At 53.5% G+C, this 16,208-nt stretch carries 18 protein-coding genes; 7 read left to right on the top strand and 11 right to left on the bottom strand.

Going from position 1 to position 16,208, the window contains the following annotated elements:
* Positions 1-10: 10 nt before the first annotated feature.
* The 3 genes from HV261_RS09315 (at position 11) to HV261_RS09305 (ending at position 1,848) form a co-directional block, all read left to right on the top strand.
* Positions 11-385, top strand: a complete 375-nt coding sequence (locus HV261_RS09315; protein ID WP_202038088.1) for an ArsC family reductase — start codon at positions 11-13, stop codon at positions 383-385.
* 107 nt (positions 386-492) lie between these two features.
* Positions 493-1,620 carry a succinyl-diaminopimelate desuccinylase gene (gene dapE, locus HV261_RS09310; RefSeq protein ID WP_137384763.1) on the top strand — a complete coding sequence of 376 codons (1,128 nt, stop codon included), beginning with the start codon at positions 493-495 and terminating at the stop codon, positions 1,618-1,620.
* Between the two features lie 27 nt (positions 1,621-1,647).
* Entirely contained in the window at positions 1,648-1,848 is a 201-nt protein-coding gene (locus tag HV261_RS09305; protein WP_003835080.1) for a YpfN family protein, read from the top strand.
* 92 nt (positions 1,849-1,940) lie between these two features.
* On the opposite strand, the gene ypfH is transcribed toward HV261_RS09305, so the two are convergent.
* The 6 genes from ypfH to dapA all read right to left on the bottom strand — a co-directional run bounded on the left by ypfH (position 1,941) and on the right by dapA (position 8,494).
* Positions 1,941-2,639 (bottom strand): esterase, encoded by a 699-nt coding sequence (gene ypfH / locus HV261_RS09300; RefSeq protein WP_202038087.1) that lies wholly within the window; start codon positions 2,637-2,639, stop codon positions 1,941-1,943.
* Between the two features lie 73 nt (positions 2,640-2,712).
* Complete coding sequence (locus HV261_RS09295; RefSeq protein WP_202038086.1) at positions 2,713-4,728, bottom strand: tRNA(Met) cytidine acetyltransferase TmcA; 2,016 nt, start codon at positions 4,726-4,728, stop codon at positions 2,713-2,715.
* Between the two features lie 15 nt (positions 4,729-4,743).
* Complete coding sequence (gene ypfJ / locus HV261_RS09290; RefSeq protein WP_202038085.1) at positions 4,744-5,610, bottom strand: KPN_02809 family neutral zinc metallopeptidase; 867 nt, start codon at positions 5,608-5,610, stop codon at positions 4,744-4,746.
* A 129-nt stretch (positions 5,611-5,739) separates the two neighbouring features.
* Entirely contained in the window at positions 5,740-6,453 is a 714-nt protein-coding gene (gene purC, locus HV261_RS09285) for a phosphoribosylaminoimidazolesuccinocarboxamide synthase (protein ID WP_003835086.1), read from the bottom strand.
* A gap of 111 nt (positions 6,454-6,564) precedes the next feature.
* Complete coding sequence (bamC, locus tag HV261_RS09280) at positions 6,565-7,599, bottom strand: outer membrane protein assembly factor BamC (protein ID WP_048210947.1); 1,035 nt, start codon at positions 7,597-7,599, stop codon at positions 6,565-6,567.
* Positions 7,600-7,615: 16 nt separating this feature from the next.
* Positions 7,616-8,494, bottom strand: a complete 879-nt coding sequence (gene dapA / locus HV261_RS09275; protein WP_202038084.1) for a 4-hydroxy-tetrahydrodipicolinate synthase — start codon at positions 8,492-8,494, stop codon at positions 7,616-7,618.
* Between the two features lie 145 nt (positions 8,495-8,639).
* On the opposite strand from dapA, the gene HV261_RS09270 reads away from it, so the two are divergent.
* On the top strand, positions 8,640-9,212 hold the full coding sequence (locus HV261_RS09270) for a glycine cleavage system transcriptional repressor (protein WP_005121884.1): 573 nt from the start codon (positions 8,640-8,642) through the stop codon (positions 9,210-9,212).
* Positions 9,212-9,682 carry a thioredoxin-dependent thiol peroxidase gene (gene bcp, locus HV261_RS09265; RefSeq protein ID WP_202038083.1) on the top strand — a complete coding sequence of 157 codons (471 nt, stop codon included), beginning with the start codon at positions 9,212-9,214 and terminating at the stop codon, positions 9,680-9,682. The genes HV261_RS09270 and bcp overlap by 1 nt, the downstream gene beginning before the upstream one ends.
* A gap of 107 nt (positions 9,683-9,789) precedes the next feature.
* On the opposite strand, the gene iadA is transcribed toward bcp, so the two are convergent.
* From iadA to HV261_RS09245, 4 genes are all read right to left on the bottom strand, one after another.
* Positions 9,790-10,953, bottom strand: a complete 1,164-nt coding sequence (iadA, locus tag HV261_RS09260; RefSeq protein WP_202038082.1) for a beta-aspartyl-peptidase — start codon at positions 10,951-10,953, stop codon at positions 9,790-9,792.
* 11 nt (positions 10,954-10,964) lie between these two features.
* On the bottom strand, positions 10,965-11,426 hold the full coding sequence (locus HV261_RS09255) for a YjiG family protein (RefSeq protein ID WP_202038081.1): 462 nt from the start codon (positions 11,424-11,426) through the stop codon (positions 10,965-10,967).
* Positions 11,407-12,087: a nucleoside recognition domain-containing protein gene (locus HV261_RS09250; RefSeq protein ID WP_202038080.1), complete on the bottom strand. Its 681-nt coding sequence runs from the start codon at positions 12,085-12,087 to the stop codon at positions 11,407-11,409. The genes HV261_RS09255 and HV261_RS09250 overlap by 20 nt, the downstream gene beginning before the upstream one ends.
* Positions 12,088-12,254: 167 nt before the next feature.
* Positions 12,255-13,319: an AI-2E family transporter gene (locus HV261_RS09245; protein WP_005121878.1), complete on the bottom strand. Its 1,065-nt coding sequence runs from the start codon at positions 13,317-13,319 to the stop codon at positions 12,255-12,257.
* Between the two features lie 226 nt (positions 13,320-13,545).
* Between HV261_RS09245 and bepA the strand changes: the two genes are divergently transcribed.
* Together bepA and arsC are read left to right on the top strand one after the other, a co-directional pair.
* The gene (gene bepA, locus HV261_RS09240) at positions 13,546-15,009 is read left to right on the top strand and encodes a beta-barrel assembly-enhancing protease (protein ID WP_202038079.1); all 1,464 of its coding nucleotides are present in this window, start codon (positions 13,546-13,548) and stop codon (positions 15,007-15,009) included.
* A gap of 11 nt (positions 15,010-15,020) precedes the next feature.
* Positions 15,021-15,380, top strand: a complete 360-nt coding sequence (gene arsC / locus HV261_RS09235) for an arsenate reductase (glutaredoxin) (RefSeq protein WP_137384773.1) — start codon at positions 15,021-15,023, stop codon at positions 15,378-15,380.
* Between the two features lie 34 nt (positions 15,381-15,414).
* On the opposite strand, the gene HV261_RS09230 is transcribed toward arsC, so the two are convergent.
* Entirely contained in the window at positions 15,415-16,116 is a 702-nt protein-coding gene (locus HV261_RS09230; RefSeq protein WP_211924219.1) for a DnaA inactivator Hda, read from the bottom strand.
* Positions 16,117-16,208: the final 92 nt, after the last annotated feature.

The following is a 16,208-nucleotide window of genomic DNA, read 5'->3' as shown; positions in this document are numbered from 1 at the left end:
AAGGATTCACATGATCACCCTCTACGGCATTAAGAATTGCGATACAATTAAAAAGGCCCGACGCTGGCTGGAAACGCAGGGTATTGACTACCGCTTCCATGATTATCGTGTCGACGGTCTGGACAACGCGCTGTTACAGTCCTTTATCAGCGAGTTAGGCTGGGAGGCGCTGCTCAATACGCGGGGAACCACCTGGCGAAAACTGGATGAAGCAACGCGTAATCAAATCACGGATGCCACTGCTGCCGCCTCATTGATGATTGAAATGCCTGCAATTATCAAACGCCCATTGCTCTGCGAGCCGGGTAAGCCTATGCTGCTTGGTTTCAGTGAATCCAGTTATACTCAATGGATTTCGGGCAGCGGGAAGGCAACCAGCGAATGAGCCACAGGAGCTTACTAAAGTCAGTGACTGGAGTGAGTGAATGCCATCGCCGCACATGCAGCTTGAAAGATGACGAGTATTTGCAGTTTTTTAATGAGGTATAGTCTATGTCGTGCCCGGTTATTGAGCTGACACAGCAGCTTATTCGCCGACCTTCCCTGAGCCCGGATGATGCCGGGTGCCAGGCGTTAATGATTGAACGTCTGCGTGCGGTAGGTTTTACCGTTGAGCGAATGGATTTTGGTGACACACAGAATTTTTGGGCATGGCGCGGAAAAGGTGAGACCCTGGCATTTGCCGGTCACACCGACGTAGTGCCCGCAGGCGATGTTGATCGGTGGATCAATCCGCCGTTTGAACCGACCATTCGCGACGGCATGCTGTTCGGGCGCGGTGCGGCCGATATGAAAGGTTCGCTGGCGGCAATGGTCGTGGCGGCAGAGCGATTTGTCGCCCAACATCCGAACCATCAAGGGCGTCTGGCATTTTTGATAACGTCTGACGAAGAAGCCAGCGCTAAAAACGGCACCGTGAAGGTCGTTGAAACGCTGATGGCGCGCAATGAGCGGCTGGATTATTGCCTGGTCGGTGAGCCGTCCAGCACCGAAATCGTCGGTGACGTGGTAAAAAATGGACGCCGTGGTTCCCTCACCTGCAACCTGACTATTCATGGCGTACAGGGACATGTGGCCTATCCGCATCTGGCTGATAACCCGGTGCACCGGGCGGCGCCAATGCTCAATGAGCTGGTGGCGATTGAGTGGGATCAGGGCAATGAGTTCTTCCCAGCAACCAGCATGCAGATTGCCAATATTCAGGCAGGCACGGGCAGCAACAACGTCATCCCCGGCGAACTGTTTATTCAGTTCAACTTCCGCTTCAGTACCGAATTAAACGACGAAATGATTAAGTCGCGGGTACTGGAACTGTTGGACAAGCACCAACTGCGTTACACAGTAGACTGGTGGCTTTCCGGCCAACCGTTCCTGACCGAACGCGGTAAACTGGTGGATGCAGTGGTGAACGCCATTGAGCACTATAATGAGATTAAACCGCAGTTACTGACGACAGGCGGGACGTCCGACGGGCGCTTTATTGCCCGCATGGGGGCACAGGTGGTGGAACTTGGGCCGGTCAATGCCACCATTCATAAAATAAATGAATGCGTCAATGCCGCCGACCTGCAGCTACTTGCCCGTATGTATCAACGTATCATGGAACAACTCGTCGCCTGATGAGTGTTCCTGCAAGAGGAAATAAGCATGGACTGGCTGGCAAAATATTGGTGGATTTTAGTGCTGGTGTTTCTGGTGGGGGTACTGCTGAATGTGATCAAAGATCTTAAGCGTGTCGACCACAAGAAGTTTCTCGCCAATAAGCCGGAGCTTCCCCCGCATCGTGATTTTAACGATAAATGGGACGATGACGACGATTGGCCGAACAAGGATCAGCCGAAGAAATAATTTGTAGGCCGGATAACACATATCACGTTGCTATCCGGCACTATCACTGACTGTCATGCCGGATGGCGGCTTCGCCTTATCCGGCCTACAGGTTAAATCATCTCAATCACATCATCATCGTGAGGCTTACCACCGCTCAGCGCTTCATCAAAGTAGTGCTTCGGCACGGTAAAACGCAGATGGTCGAGCGCAAACTGCATGCTGTGTTCATCAATGGCGTGCCCCAGATTTTCGACGATATCCAGCGTCACATCCCCACCTGCACGAATTAACGCTTCCTGCGCAGCAACGGCATGAGATAACTCAATCACCCGATCTTCACCGCCGTGAATCAAATGCACCGTGGTAGCAGTGGTAGCCGCTTCCGGCAAGGTGGCGTAACGACCATTAAAGGCAATGACCCGCGATGCCAGCCCTGGCTCAGCTTTGATACTCTCGAGTGACATAATCGCCCCCTGAGAAAAACCAATCAACGCGGTAGCCTGAGGTGACACACCACTCTGTTTCTGCCAATAGTGAACGGTTTCGATAAACACCGGCATGATGGCATCAATACGCGCCTGGCGGTTCTCTTCCGTTACACCCTGAACAGAAAACCACTGACGGCCACCGGCAACGCCATAAGGCTCTGCCCCGCCAATACTAACGATTAGCGCATCCGGAAACAGTGGCGCAAACCAGGAACCTATTTCGCCCATGGCTACCGGATTATCGCCGACGCCATGAAACAGCAACAGCAACTGTTGAGCGGGTTTATCGGGACTTTGAACAACAAAATGGTCATGTTTCATGGCGATCTCCTTAACTGATGAGAATTATTCTACGCCGCTTAACCGCAATGACCATGCCAGGAAATTGAAGAAGTTAGTGAAAAAATTGCCATTGCATAATGCGATTACGTAACCGTTGCTGACGTTCGGTATCCAACTGCGCTAACGCCTGTGCCGCCTCTTCACGCTGAACCAGCAACAACGCTTTTCGCCCCGAGACCTTCAGCCGCTTGCACAATTCCGCGTCACTGCATTTTTCCTGTAAACGCCCACGCAGCGCCGGGAGAGGCTGTGCACAGTGCTGGAGCAGACGGCTCAGACAACCGAGTGATGTGAGTAACGGCCGATGCGCGAAGGCAAACCCTGCCAGCTCATCCCAGTCATCATCATTAAGCGTAGACGCGTTCAGTGGAACGACCGGGATACGCTCATCATTCCATTGGGCGAGGATCGCCGCATCGCGACGCAATCGCTGATGCTCCCGCTCAGCCAGACGCTGCCCGGCATCACTGATAGGAAGTAACGCCATTGCCGTATAGCACCCGCTGCTGGCTTCACGATGATTCCCCATCCGCACCAGGACAAAACCGCAGCGTTGCCAAAAACGCCATAATTCGGCCGTATAACCGAAACTGACGGAAAGATAGTCACACTGCGAGGAATACTGATGGGCCTGCATAATCAGTTGCTGCCCGATACCTTCCCGCTGGCGAGCGGGATGAACCGCAATACGGCTAACCCGCCGGCCAACCAGCGTTGCGGCCAGCGGATCGCTGCCATGCGCCGCCAGTGACTGCGCAACCAGATTGCCTCTTGGCCGGCGATATCCCGCCCACACAGCCTGACTTAACGCTGCGGATAGGCCACCCTCATCCACCAGCCAGACAGCGCCTGCAACAGCGTCCACGCCCGATGCCTGAAGAAAATGCTGACCCGGCGCATCCATCATCCGGCGCAGATCCAGTGGCGAGGTGCGATAATGCGCACCGGAGAGCAATTGATAGACTGCCAGCGGTAGCGTCGGGTTGGTATGCCAGACATTCGCATCAAATGCGCAGAAGCGAATCTCACCCTGTGGCGCATGCGTAAAGGTTTCATCATCAAACACCAGCGCATCGCTGACCATTTTTTCCAGTGGGCATCCCTGCGCCCAACGCACTGGCTGTTGTAATTCATAGCGCCGCAGATGTGGGAAGCGAGCGCAGAATTTCAACAAAAACCCTCTGCCGGTTCCCTCATAGCCCTGAACGGTTGTCGTTAACAGCGTGCGGGGAAAACGTGAAACCAGCTGGTGCAGAAGCGGTGCAGGAATAGCAGCCGCTTCATCAACAACGAGCCAGTCAGCCGTTTCAGCACTGGCTAACAGCGCGTCCGGCGCCATAAAGCAGTAGCGTTCCCCGGCAAATTGCGCCAGTACATCCGTTGCCGCTTTCGCCGGTGCGGTAACGATGGCCGTCCCCTTCATACGCGAAATCAACTGCCCGGCCAGCGCGGATTTTCCCCGACCACGCGCGGCGGTCACCGCAACCACACCCGGAGGCATATCCAGTAAATGATGTAAAATCTTCGCCTGTTCCGGCTGGGGATCGCCGTTTGCCGCCTGCCAGTCTGCTCGCACAGGAAAATGCGGATAGGATTTCGCCTGATGCTGTTGCCAGTGCAGCGTTTCCCCTTCACGAGCCACTGCTCGCCTGAAGTGTTCAACAAAGTGCGGTGTTGGGATAGGTTCAGCGCAGTCGCTCCAGCGCAGGGAATCCGCGTCCGGATGCGTGTGCCAGTCCTGCCAGGGCGGGGTCAGCAACACCAGCCAACTCCCGGCGCGGAGCGTGCCGCTGAGTGCGGCAAATGCCGCCGCGTCGAATCCCTGCCCGGCATCAAAAACGGCATGGCGAAATTCACGCCCTAACAGCGTCTGTAGCGCCTGGGGTGTGCAGTTCGGCTCAGCAGGGGCTGTTGCCCCCACCCACAGCCAGTCGCCGGGCAATGTTTTGCGTAGCGCTAACGCTTGGGCCTGGCACCAGTTTTCTTCGCCGCTGATGACCAACAGACGACGAATCCCTTCGCGGCTCATCTGTTCTGTGAGCGCACTCAGTGCTGCATTGTCAGACATCCCTGCCTCAATATCTTAAATGCCTTTGCCAAAGGTATTACATTGTCCCGGATCGCCACTGTCAAAGCCGCGTTTAAACCAGGTGTAACGTTGCTGCGAGGTGCCGTGAGTAAAGCTATCGGGCACAACGCGCCCTTGCCCTTGCTGTTGCAAACGATCATCACCAATGGCCTGAGCGGCGTTTAACGCCTCTTCCAGATCGCCGGATTCAAGTACACCCTGCTGCTGCATACTGTGTCCCCAGACACCCGCAAAGCAATCCGCCTGCAGCTCCATACGAACAGAAAGGCGATTCACTTCGGCCTGAGAGGCATTCTGCTGCATCTGGCGAACTTTCGGTTCAATACCCAGCAGTTTCTGCACATGGTGGCCTACTTCGTGCGCGATGACATAGCCCTGAGCAAAATCGCCATCGGCGCCCAGCTTATTTTTCATGTCATCATAGAAGGAAAGATCGATATATACCGTACCGTCCGCCGGGCAATAAAACGGTCCCATCACGGACTGGCCCGCACCGCAGCCGGTACGCGTCGCGCCACGATACATCACCAGCTTCGGCTGTTGATAGGTGCGCCCCATTTTTTCAAACTGCTGACCCCAGGTATCTTCGGTCGTTGCCAGTATCACTGAGGTAAATTTTGCGGCTTCATCATCATTTGGGCTGATGGAGCGCGTGGTTTGCTGTTGCGAAACAGGCTGGCCGGTCATCAGTCCGGTGAGATCCACGCCATAATAGCCCGCGACAAGCACCACAATCAGCAGAATGATACCGCCTTTACCACTCGGCAAACGAAAACCAGGGCCGCCCATGGAAGGACCACCGCCGGCGCTATTTCGCCTGTCTTCTACATTGTCACTTTCACGACGCCCTTGCCAGCGCATAGTCACCTCAACTTTTTATTCATTATGTTGATGATCGTAGGCGGTTCGGAACAGGATTACCATAAGAAACAGTAATCAAAATCGGGGGGATTGATGAGCCGGAGAGCGATCACCGGCTCAGGGGGAGGATTAGTCTAACTTCACACCCAGACGATGCGCGACGGCTTCATAGGCTTCGATCAGCCCGCCCAGACTCTGGCGGAAGCGATCTTTGTCCATTTTATCCAGCGTTTCTTTATCCCACAGACGGCTACCGTCCGGTGAAAATTCGTCGCCCAGCACCACTTCGCCTTTGTACAAGCCAAACTCAAGTTTGAAGTCGACCAGAATCAGGCCTGCGTCATCGAACATCTTTTTCAGCACGTCGTTGGCTTTGTAGGTCAGCTCTTTCATACGCGCCAGATTCTCTTTGCTCACCCAACCAAAAGTTTCGCAATAGGAATCGTTAATCATTGGATCGTGCATAGCATCGTTTTTCAGGAACAGATCAAACAGCGGCGGATTCAGTTCAATACCTTCCTCAACGCCTAAACGCTTAACCAGTGAGCCTGCCGCGCGGTTACGTACCACACATTCAACCGGTACCATCTCCAGTTTTTTCACCAGACATTCGGTATCGGAAAGCAGTCGCTCCATCTGGGTAGGAATGCCCGCTTCTTGCAGTTTAGTCATAATGAAATGGTTGAACTTGTTGTTCACCATGCCTTTACGATCAAACTGTTCAATGCGCGCGCCATCCCCTGCTGACGTATCATTGCGGAATTCGAGCACCAACAGGTCCGGGTTTTCCGTGCTGTATACGGTCTTCGCTTTACCACGATACAACTCAGCTTGCTTTTGCATCTTTATTACTCCTGGGTGTGAATTAACGATAAATATTGCGTTTTTCTGCCGACGCACACGTTTGCGTATCATATCAGAAAAAAAGGGCTGGAGTTATCCAGCCCTTTATTTTTACTTACTGAACGCTGCCTGGAAGACGGCGACCAGCGCGTCGTTCTGGCTTTGCGTCAGGGTATGCCCCTTCGGATCGATAAACTGCAAACTACTGCGGTTGTCTAAATCACCGACCTGCAGTTTGTAGTCGCCGGATACCAGACCCGGATCGCTTGCGCCCAGCTCCTGCCAGTTACTGTCTGACAGTGGTTTGTAAGTCACCGCGATGCTGCCCTGAGAACGGGTGCTGTCGGTCACTTTCATGCCCACTTTTTCCAGCGCTGCCGGCAGACGCTGCCACACCACGTTGAACGGTCCACGTACCACCAGCATCGGTAAACCGGTGTCATCTGCAGCACTCTGAACGTCCATCGTCGCGGCAGAACGGTTCTGCGCGGCATTCGCGGCGTCAGTGGCGTTCTTATCCAGACCCGCAGAGATAACGTTCATCATCTCAGCGCTATAGCGCTGCATGGATGCCGCATCGGCTACCGGTTTACCCGCCTGCTCGAGGTTAATCAGTTTCACCGTCACCGCCTGCTGATAGCCCTGCGGTTTAACCGAGATTTGATAACGTCCACGGTACTGTTCGTCTTCATCCAGACGGTTCCAGTCAACCCAATCGGTGGTCAGCGTCTGACTGGCATCATCACGTTTCGCGATGGTGTAGTTTTTAGACTGAACAACGCTCACGACCTGCGGCCACAGCGTGTTGCCACGACCATTTTCCACCAACAATGTCGCTGTATCGCCCGCGATCTGAGTACGGGCGCCAGTAACTAATGCTAACGGCTGAGCCGGTGGGCGAATATCCAGCGCTTTACCCACGGCACCGCTGCCGTTGGTTACCGGGATGTTATAGTCGCCGGTCATAACCGGCAGAATCATCCCAGCTGGCGCGTGAAGCTCAGCAAGCGGTGCGGCCTCCAGATAGGATTCATCACCGCTCACCTGGCGCTTATAGCGCGAGTCAGAACTACAGGCCGCGAGCAGCATAACAAGCGAAACACCCGCAACCTTGGCCAGGCGCGACTTTTGTACTGAGTAAGCCATCAAATCTCCCTAAACTTTACAGCAAACCGGCATGCTTAAGCGCCGCTTTGACGATTTCACGAGCATTGTCCGTGATTGGCGTCATCGGCAGACGTAGCGTATCGGTCGCCACAAGTCCCAATTCCTTACACGCCCATTTCACGGGAATAGGATTGGGTTCGACAAATAGTTTGTTGTGTAACGGCATCAGACGCTGGTTAATCACCCGCGCCTCGGCAAATTGCCCGGCTGCCGCCAGTTTGCACATTTCAGCCATATCACGTGCCGCAACGTTAGACGTTACGGAAATCACGCCATGACCACCGAGCTGCATAAAATCCAGTCCGGTCGCGTCATCACCGCTGAGCAGAATAAAGTCGTCCGAAACCAGCTCTTTGATCTGGTGAACACGACTTAAGTTCCCTGTGGCCTCTTTGATAGCGACAATATTTTTTACCTTCGCCAGGCGACCAACGGTTTCCGGCAGCATATCGCAGCCAGTACGGGACGGCACATTATACAGAATTTGCGGCAGGTCAGTATGTTCCGCGATGGCTTTGAAATGCTGGAACAAACCTTCCTGAGTTGGGCGGTTGTAATAAGGCGTCACCGTCAGGCAGCCGACAACACCGCTGTCGTTAAAACGCTGCGTCAGACTAATGCCTTCTGCGGTCGCATTGGCGCCAGTTCCGGCAATAACCGGAATACGCCCATCGGCCAGCTCTAGCGTCATCATTACCACATCGCCATGTTCATCATGACTCAGGGTAGCGGACTCACCGGTGGTGCCAACCGAAACGATCGCCGAGGTGCCGCTGGCGACATGATAATCAATCAGTTTTTTCAGGCTCGACCGGCAGACTTTACCTTTCTCATCCATCGGCGTAATAAGCGCGACAATACTTCCCGTGAACATGGGCCATCCTCTGTGCAAACAAGTGTCTCAATGGTACGTTTGGTACGACAATAAAAGCAAGCGACCATAGCCCTTCTGATTGTTGTATGCATGTTTTTTTTATGCTTTCCTTATGATTACCTCACCGCTCAAAGGAAGAACAGGTTTGACATCGCCATCGCAACACTATCTGGTCATTACTGCGCTGGGTGCTGACCGCCCGGGAATTGTGAACACTATCACCCGTCATGTCAGCAGTTGCGGCTGTAATATCGAAGACAGCCGACTGGCCATGCTGGGTGACGAGTTTACGTTTATCATGCTGTTATCCGGAACCTGGAATGCCATCACCCTGATTGAATCAACCCTGCCTTTGAAAGGCGCAGAGCTGGATTTATTGATTGTGATGAAGCGTACGACCGCTCGCCCCCGCCCAGCGATGCCCGCTACGGTATGGGTGCAGGTCGATGTCCCCGACTCGCCTCATTTGATTGAGCGCTTTACCGCCCTTTTTGACAGCCACCAAATGAATATTGCGGAACTGGTTTCGCGCACACAGCCGGCAGAAAACGGCAAGGCTGCACAGTTGTTTATTCAAATTACCGCACATAGTCCTGCGTCACATGATTCGGCAAATATTGAGGATGCGTTTAAAGCACTCTGTACAGAACTCAATGCGCAAGGCAGTATTAACGTCGTCAATTACTCACAGCATGATGAACAGGATGGAGTTAAGTAATGAACCCACTGAAAGCCGGTGATATCGCACCGAAATTTAGCTTGCCGGATCAAGACGGAGAACAAGTAAATTTAACCGACTTCCAGGGACAGCGTGTTCTGGTTTATTTCTACCCGAAAGCCATGACGCCCGGCTGTACCGTTCAGGCCTGTGGCTTGCGCGATAACATGGATCAGTTAAAAAAAGCCGGTGTTGAGGTGCTGGGGATAAGCACCGATAAACCAGAAAAGCTTTCCCGATTTGCGGAGAAAGAAGTGCTTAACTTCACGCTCCTGTCTGATGAAGATCATCAGGTTTGCGAGCAGTTTGGCGTCTGGGGTGAAAAGTCATTTATGGGTAAGACCTACGATGGCATCCACCGCATCAGCTTCCTGATTGATGCCGAAGGCAAAATTGAACATGTGTTTGATGATTTCAAAACCAGCAATCACCACGACATCGTGCTGAACTGGGTTCTGGACAACGCCTGACCGTGAAATGCCGGATGGCGGCGTGAATGCCTTATCCGGCCTACAAATGCACGCACGTAGGCCGGATAAGACGCTTTAGCGTCGCCATCCGGCAGATAACCGCCCGGTTACTCAAACGTCCCTTTAACGCACGCCTTTTTCTCTTTCACCACGGCTTTCCCCTTCGCCCACAGGTCATTCACTTCCAGCGCGTCGTTCAGCACCAGAATGTCCGCATCGCATCCCACCGCCAGACGCCCTTTATGCGCAAACCCAAGAAACTCCGCGACTGTGCGTGTAAGCGGGCATAGCGCCTGTTCCAGCGGTATCGCATGAATCTGCACCAGTTGACGCAGCGTTTCCGCCAGTGATTCAAATCCTGCGACGCCAATCCCTGTCAGATTACCGGACGCATCAAATTCCGGTTGGCTACCGTTGCCATCCGAGCTCAGGGTAATACGCGATAGCGGCACTTCGTGGCGCAACGCTGTAGCAATCGCCGTTGCCGGATCAACAGGCTCATCAATACTGCTGGTGATATCGATATAACCTCCTTTGCGGGCATACTCCAGCGCTGCCTGAAACAACGGTTCCGCGCGATTAACATGCGTTGGCAACAGTTTGGTCATCGGCACATCGCAACACGCCAGAATTTCATATAGCGGTTCCAGCATGCGTGGACTGTCCCCCATATGAAAGACGCTAATCCCGGGTTTTTGCCCTAATAACCCGCCAACACGCGACTGCGCTGCCATGTTCGCCAGCGCCGTTGCATTCGGGGCGGAGGATCGATGATCCGAAACTGCGCATTTCACGCCAATCACTTTGTCAATCAGCGCGACATCGCGGTCAATACTGCCGGTTATCGTAGGTGAAGGTAGAGAATATGCCCCGGTGAGCATCCAGGCGCTGATCCCCTCACATTCCAGCGCACGAATTTTTGCCAGCAACGACTCAGGATGACGGGTAATCCCGTCCGTTCCCAACAATCCCACAACGGAAGTGATACCGGCTTCAACCAGTCGCGACAAGCGCACTTCCGGCGTGCGGGTATGTGGCCCTGCCTCTCCGCCGCCGCCAATCAGATGGACGTGTTGGTCGATAAAGCCGGGACACACAATTGCCCCATCAAGATTGATGCACTCACAGCCGGGAAAATCTTCTGCCGCGATAGACGGGGCGATGGCGACAATTTTACCGCCAGAAACCAGAATATCCTGTTGGCCTAAATCTTCAGGTGCGTATACGTGTCCATGCTGGAACAACGTCAAATTAAGAATGGAACAGTTCATAACCTTCCTTGTCAGGCAATAACCTGCATAACCCAAATAGAGAGCAGCGCATTAATCACACAAACTGCAATAATCAGCGGGTAGTAGCGAGGATGGACTCCCGCCGTTCCCAGACAACGACCCACATTTTGTACCGGATTCCCCATCAGGTAGATAGCCGGTAGCAATACCGTAGCATCATGTCCTGAAAGCGTACCTGCGACAACCAGGCTTGCACAAACGCCGACGCCGCCTCCCATACTCATCACCGCCGCCAGCAGCACGGTGGCAGACTCCCCCGGCAGCCCCCACAACGCCATGACCGGTTCACATACCCTGCCTACGATGTCGAGTAACCCCGTCACCTTCAGCGCCTGAATAATCACAAACGCCATCACCACGTTAGGTAACAAACTGGTCGTGGCAATGGTAAACCCGCGTCGTGCGCCATCGATAAATATATCCATGACATTTTTACGTACGTGTGTTGTCATCTCTGTCCTCCCGCTGCATACGGCGATGTTCAAGCTGTGTGATCCACAACCGTAGCAGGTTAGCCCCTATAAACTTGAAGACAAGGATCACCGCCAGCGGCGTGATTACCGGTACGGTGACCATCGTAAACAGGGCTGCGCCTGACGAAAAATAGTTAGTGATGCACGCACTACCGCTGGTTTGCCAACAGGCAAAGATGGCGCGTTCCTGCTCGGTAATGATCCCCTCTTCGGCCATTTCCTTGGTCATCCCGGCCGCCGCATCGGTATTTTGTAAATTCGCGATCAGCGCCAACGAGCACACCCCCGGGATACCGAGTAAAGGGCGCAGAACGGGCGTCATCAGCTGTTGTGCCGCACGCAGCCCCCCAAGCCCTTCGGTTACAGAAATAATCCCGAGAGAAAGAATGACGGAAGGTGCCAATTCAAGTGCGAATAAAAAGCCATCTTTTGCCCCCATACCACCCGTACCGCGAAAAGAGACCGCCGTGTCGCCCGCCGCATTAATCTGCCCAAATGCGCCGTTGAGGACGGTAAAGTCAAATACCCGCCACCATTCGGTACTTTTCGCAAACATGCCGGAAAAAAGGACAATTGTGATAAAAAAAGCGAGATAGCCGCCCCATCCCACTTTTTGTTGCGCGTGTATGTTGTGACCCATTGAATTCTCCTGTTGGTCTTATTCCTTGCGTGACGAAAAAAGCATCACGAGGGCCAAGTTAAAGACAAACGTGGAGTAAAACGATACCGGAGGACATTATTCAGAAAGTGTGGATAGAGGTCAGATAAGTTCAGTTCCGACAGCATGGCGCCGTCGGAACTGATGGATTAGCGATCGTCAACCGTCTGACCATCCGGCCAGGCATGGACCACGGCTTTGATTAACGTCGCCAGCGGAATGGCAAAGAAAACGCCCCAGAATCCCCACAGGCCGCCGAAAATAACTACCGACAGAATAATCACCAATGGATGCAGGTTTACGGCTTCGGAGAAGAGTACGGGAACCAGCAGATTGCCGTCCAGCGCCTGGATTATCAGGTACACGGCGAAACAGCTCCAGAACTCCGTGCCGAGTCCGAACTGAAACAACGCCACGCCAACAACCGGAATCGTCACCACAAACGCGCCGATGTACGGGATGAGCACAGAGAACCCCACCAGCACCGCCAGCAGCAGAGAGTAGTTAAGGCCAAACATCAGGAAGCCCAGCCAGGTTGCCACACCGACCACCACCATCTCCAGTACTTTACCGCGGATATAGTTGGTGATTTGCTGGTTCATCTCTTTCCAGACCTGTCCTGCCAGTCCACGATTTCGCGGTAGCACCCGGCGCACAGCATTCAACATCTGGCTTTTATCCTTCACCAAAAAAAACACCATCAGTGGGACAAGCACCAGATACACCGCCAGCGTCAACAACCCAACCAGAGAAGCCAGCGAATATTTCACCACTGAATCGCCCATGGTGAGCATCCGGGAACGCATATTCTCAGCCATCGCATCAATGATGCCCGCATCCATCAGCGCCGGATAACGTCGCGGTAAGGTGGCGGCAAAGTCAGACAACTTGTTGAGCATGCCAGGCATATCGCGGATCAAATAGATGCCTTGCTGCCATGCGACAGGCATTACCACAAACGCCATCAGCAGCAAAATTCCGACAAACACCACCAGCACAATTGACGTTGCCCAGCGCCGCGAGCAACCGATATTTTCCAGCCGGGCGGTAGGCCATTCCAGCAGATAAGCCAGCACAATCGCGACCAGCAGCGGCGCTAACAGACCGCTAAAGAAGAACAGGATGCCAAAACCGGCAACCAGAATAATCAGCAAAGCAATAGCCTCTGGGTCGCTAAAGCGGCGGCGATACCATTGCGTCAACATTTCGAGCATAAAACCTTCCCTGAACCTCAATAGCGGGATTGCGATCCCGAATTGTATCGAAATGTCACAAAAAAGACTTCGTTTTTTATGGCTGATTACGCAAAGTGAAAAGACATTTTTCCTGGGTGTTCATCGTCAGGTTTCGCAGTTACACTCGCTAAGCTTACGGAGTGTGAACGATACTTCGCGGCATTGGTCAAATGGCTATCTCAAAAAAGAATACAGGACAGAGGTTATGTTCAGGCAGTTGAAAAAAAACCTGGTTGCTACCCTCATTGCCGCACTGACCGTCGGTCAGGTCGCACCCGCATTTGCTGATACTGCGGATACCCTACCTGATATGGGAACCTCGGCAGGGAGTACGCTTTCTATTGGACAAGAAATGCAGATGGGCGATTATTACGTTCGCCAGCTGCGCGGTAGCGCGCCGTTAATTAACGATCCGCTGCTAACCCAATATATTAATGCTCTGGGGATGCGCCTGGTTTCGCATGCAGATTCCGTAAAAACACCCTTCACTTTCTTTTTAATTAACAACGATGAAATAAACGCCTTCGCTTTTTTTGGCGGCAACGTTGTATTGCACTCAGCGCTGTTCCGCTATTCCGATAACGAAAGCCAACTGGCGTCGGTAATGGCGCACGAAATTTCTCACGTCACGCAGCGCCACTTGGCGCGTGCGATGGAAGATCAGAAACGTAGCGCACCGCTGACATGGGTCGGCGCATTAGGCTCGATTTTATTAGCAATGGCCAGCCCGCAGGCAGGGATGGCGGCGCTAACCGGTACGCTGGCGGGTACTCGCCAGGGGATGATTAGCTTTACTCAGCAGAACGAACAGGAAGCAGACCGCATCGGTATTCAGGTGCTGCAACGTTCAGGATTTGATCCCCAGGCCATGCCAACATTCCTGGAGAAACTGCTCGATCAGGCCCGTTACTCTACACGTCCCCCGGAAATTCTTCTGACTCACCCCCTGCCAGAAAGCCGTCTGGCAGATGCGCGTAACCGCGCCAACCAGATGCGCCCGGTCGTCGTGCAATCTTCAGAAGATTTCTATTTGGCCAAAGCGCGCACCCTGGGCATGTACAATTCAGGCCGCAACCAGTTAACCAGCGATCTACTGGATAACTGGTCGAAAGGCAACGTGCGCGAACAGCGCGCTGCGCAGTACGGTCGGGCGCTGCAAGCGATGGAAGCCAGTAAATACGACGAAGCACGTAAAGCGCTACAGCCGCTGCTGGCGGCAGATCCGAATAATGCCTGGTATCTCGACCTGGCAACAGACATCGATCTCGGCCAGAAGAAAACCAGCGATGCTATTAATCGCCTGAAAAATGCTCGTGACCTGCGCGTGAATCCAGTATTGCAGCTCAACCTGGCAAATGCGTATTTGCAAGGTGGACAAGCGAAAGAGGCGGCCACCATCCTGAATCGCTATACGTTTAACCATAAAGATGACACTAACGGCTGGGATCTGTTGGCGCAAACGGAAGCGAACCTGAATAACCGCGATCAGGAGCTGGCCGCGCGTGCTGAAGGGTATGCGCTGGCGGGCCGTCTTGATCAGGCGATCTCGATGCTCAGCAGCGCAAGCTCCCAGGTGAAACTGGGTAGCCAGCAGCAGGCCAGATACGATGCCCGTATCGACCAGCTACGCCAGTTGCAAGAGCGCTTTAAACCGTATACGAAAATGTAACAGGAAGAAAAATGTCAGACGCGATTAAAATTTACCATAACCCACGCTGCTCAAAGAGCCGTGAAACGCTGGAATTACTAAAGTCTAACGGTGTAGAGCCAGAAGTCGTGCTGTATCTGGAAACCCCGGCTGATGCAGCGACACTGCGTGAACTGCTGAAGATGCTGGGCATGTCCAGCGCTCGCGAACTGATGCGTCAGAAAGAAGATCTCTACAAATCGCTCAACCTGGCGGACAGCAGTTTGAGTGAAGATGCGCTGATTCAGGCGATGGTCGAAAACCCGAAGCTGATGGAGCGCCCGATTGTGGTAGCGAAAGGTCAGGCGCGGATTGGTCGCCCACCTGAGCAAGTGCTGGAAATCGTCGGTTAATCTTAAGACTGCCGCAGTTTTTCGGCTGCGGCACTTACAGCTTCAAAATTTCTTTTACGAAGGGAATCGTCAGCTTACGCTGAGCGGTGATCGACGCATGGTCCAGTTGATCCAGCGTCATAAACAAGGTGCGCATTTCGCGATCCAGACGCTTTAGCAGGAAGCGTCCCACATCTTCCGGCAGTTCGAACCCGCGTAATCTGGCACGCAATTGCAAAGCCTGTAGCTTGTCTTCATCGGAAAGCGGCTGAAGCTTGTAGATTTGCCCCCAGTCCAGACGAGAAGCCAGATCCGGCAGTCCCAGATTAAGCTGCCTTGGCGGACGATCACCGGTTATCAACAGGCGCGTTTTCCCTGATTCCAGGATGCGGTTGTAGAGATCAAAGATCGCCATTTCCCACAGCGAATCGCCGGCCACACATTCGATGTTATCGATGCAAACCAACGATAAATGCTCCATACCATCGAGCACCTCGGGGACGAACCAGGTTCGCTTATCGAGCGGCACATACCCTACCGCATCACCGCGTGCAGACAGTTCTGCACATGCCGCATGCAGCAAGTGACTACGGCCTGCGCCTTCACGCGACCAAAGATAAATGTACCCGCTATGTTCCTGACGCAGCACGTTTTGCAGTGCAGCCAGTAAAGAGGAGTTATCCCCCGGCCAGAAACTTGCGAAGGTTTCATCGTCAGGAAGATAAAGTGGCAGAGAGAGCTGTGCCGGTGTGTTCAGAGATACCTCAACCCAGGATTTCATAAAATCGAGATGAGTTTAACACAGAAATACGTCGTGATAGAACCGGGCAGCGTCGCCGCCCGGTCAGA

Source organism: Citrobacter sp. RHBSTW-00671 (assembly GCF_014103415.1).
Taxonomy (GTDB): Bacteria; Pseudomonadota; Gammaproteobacteria; order Enterobacterales; family Enterobacteriaceae; genus Citrobacter.
This window is presented reverse-complemented; position numbering and strand designations above follow the sequence as displayed.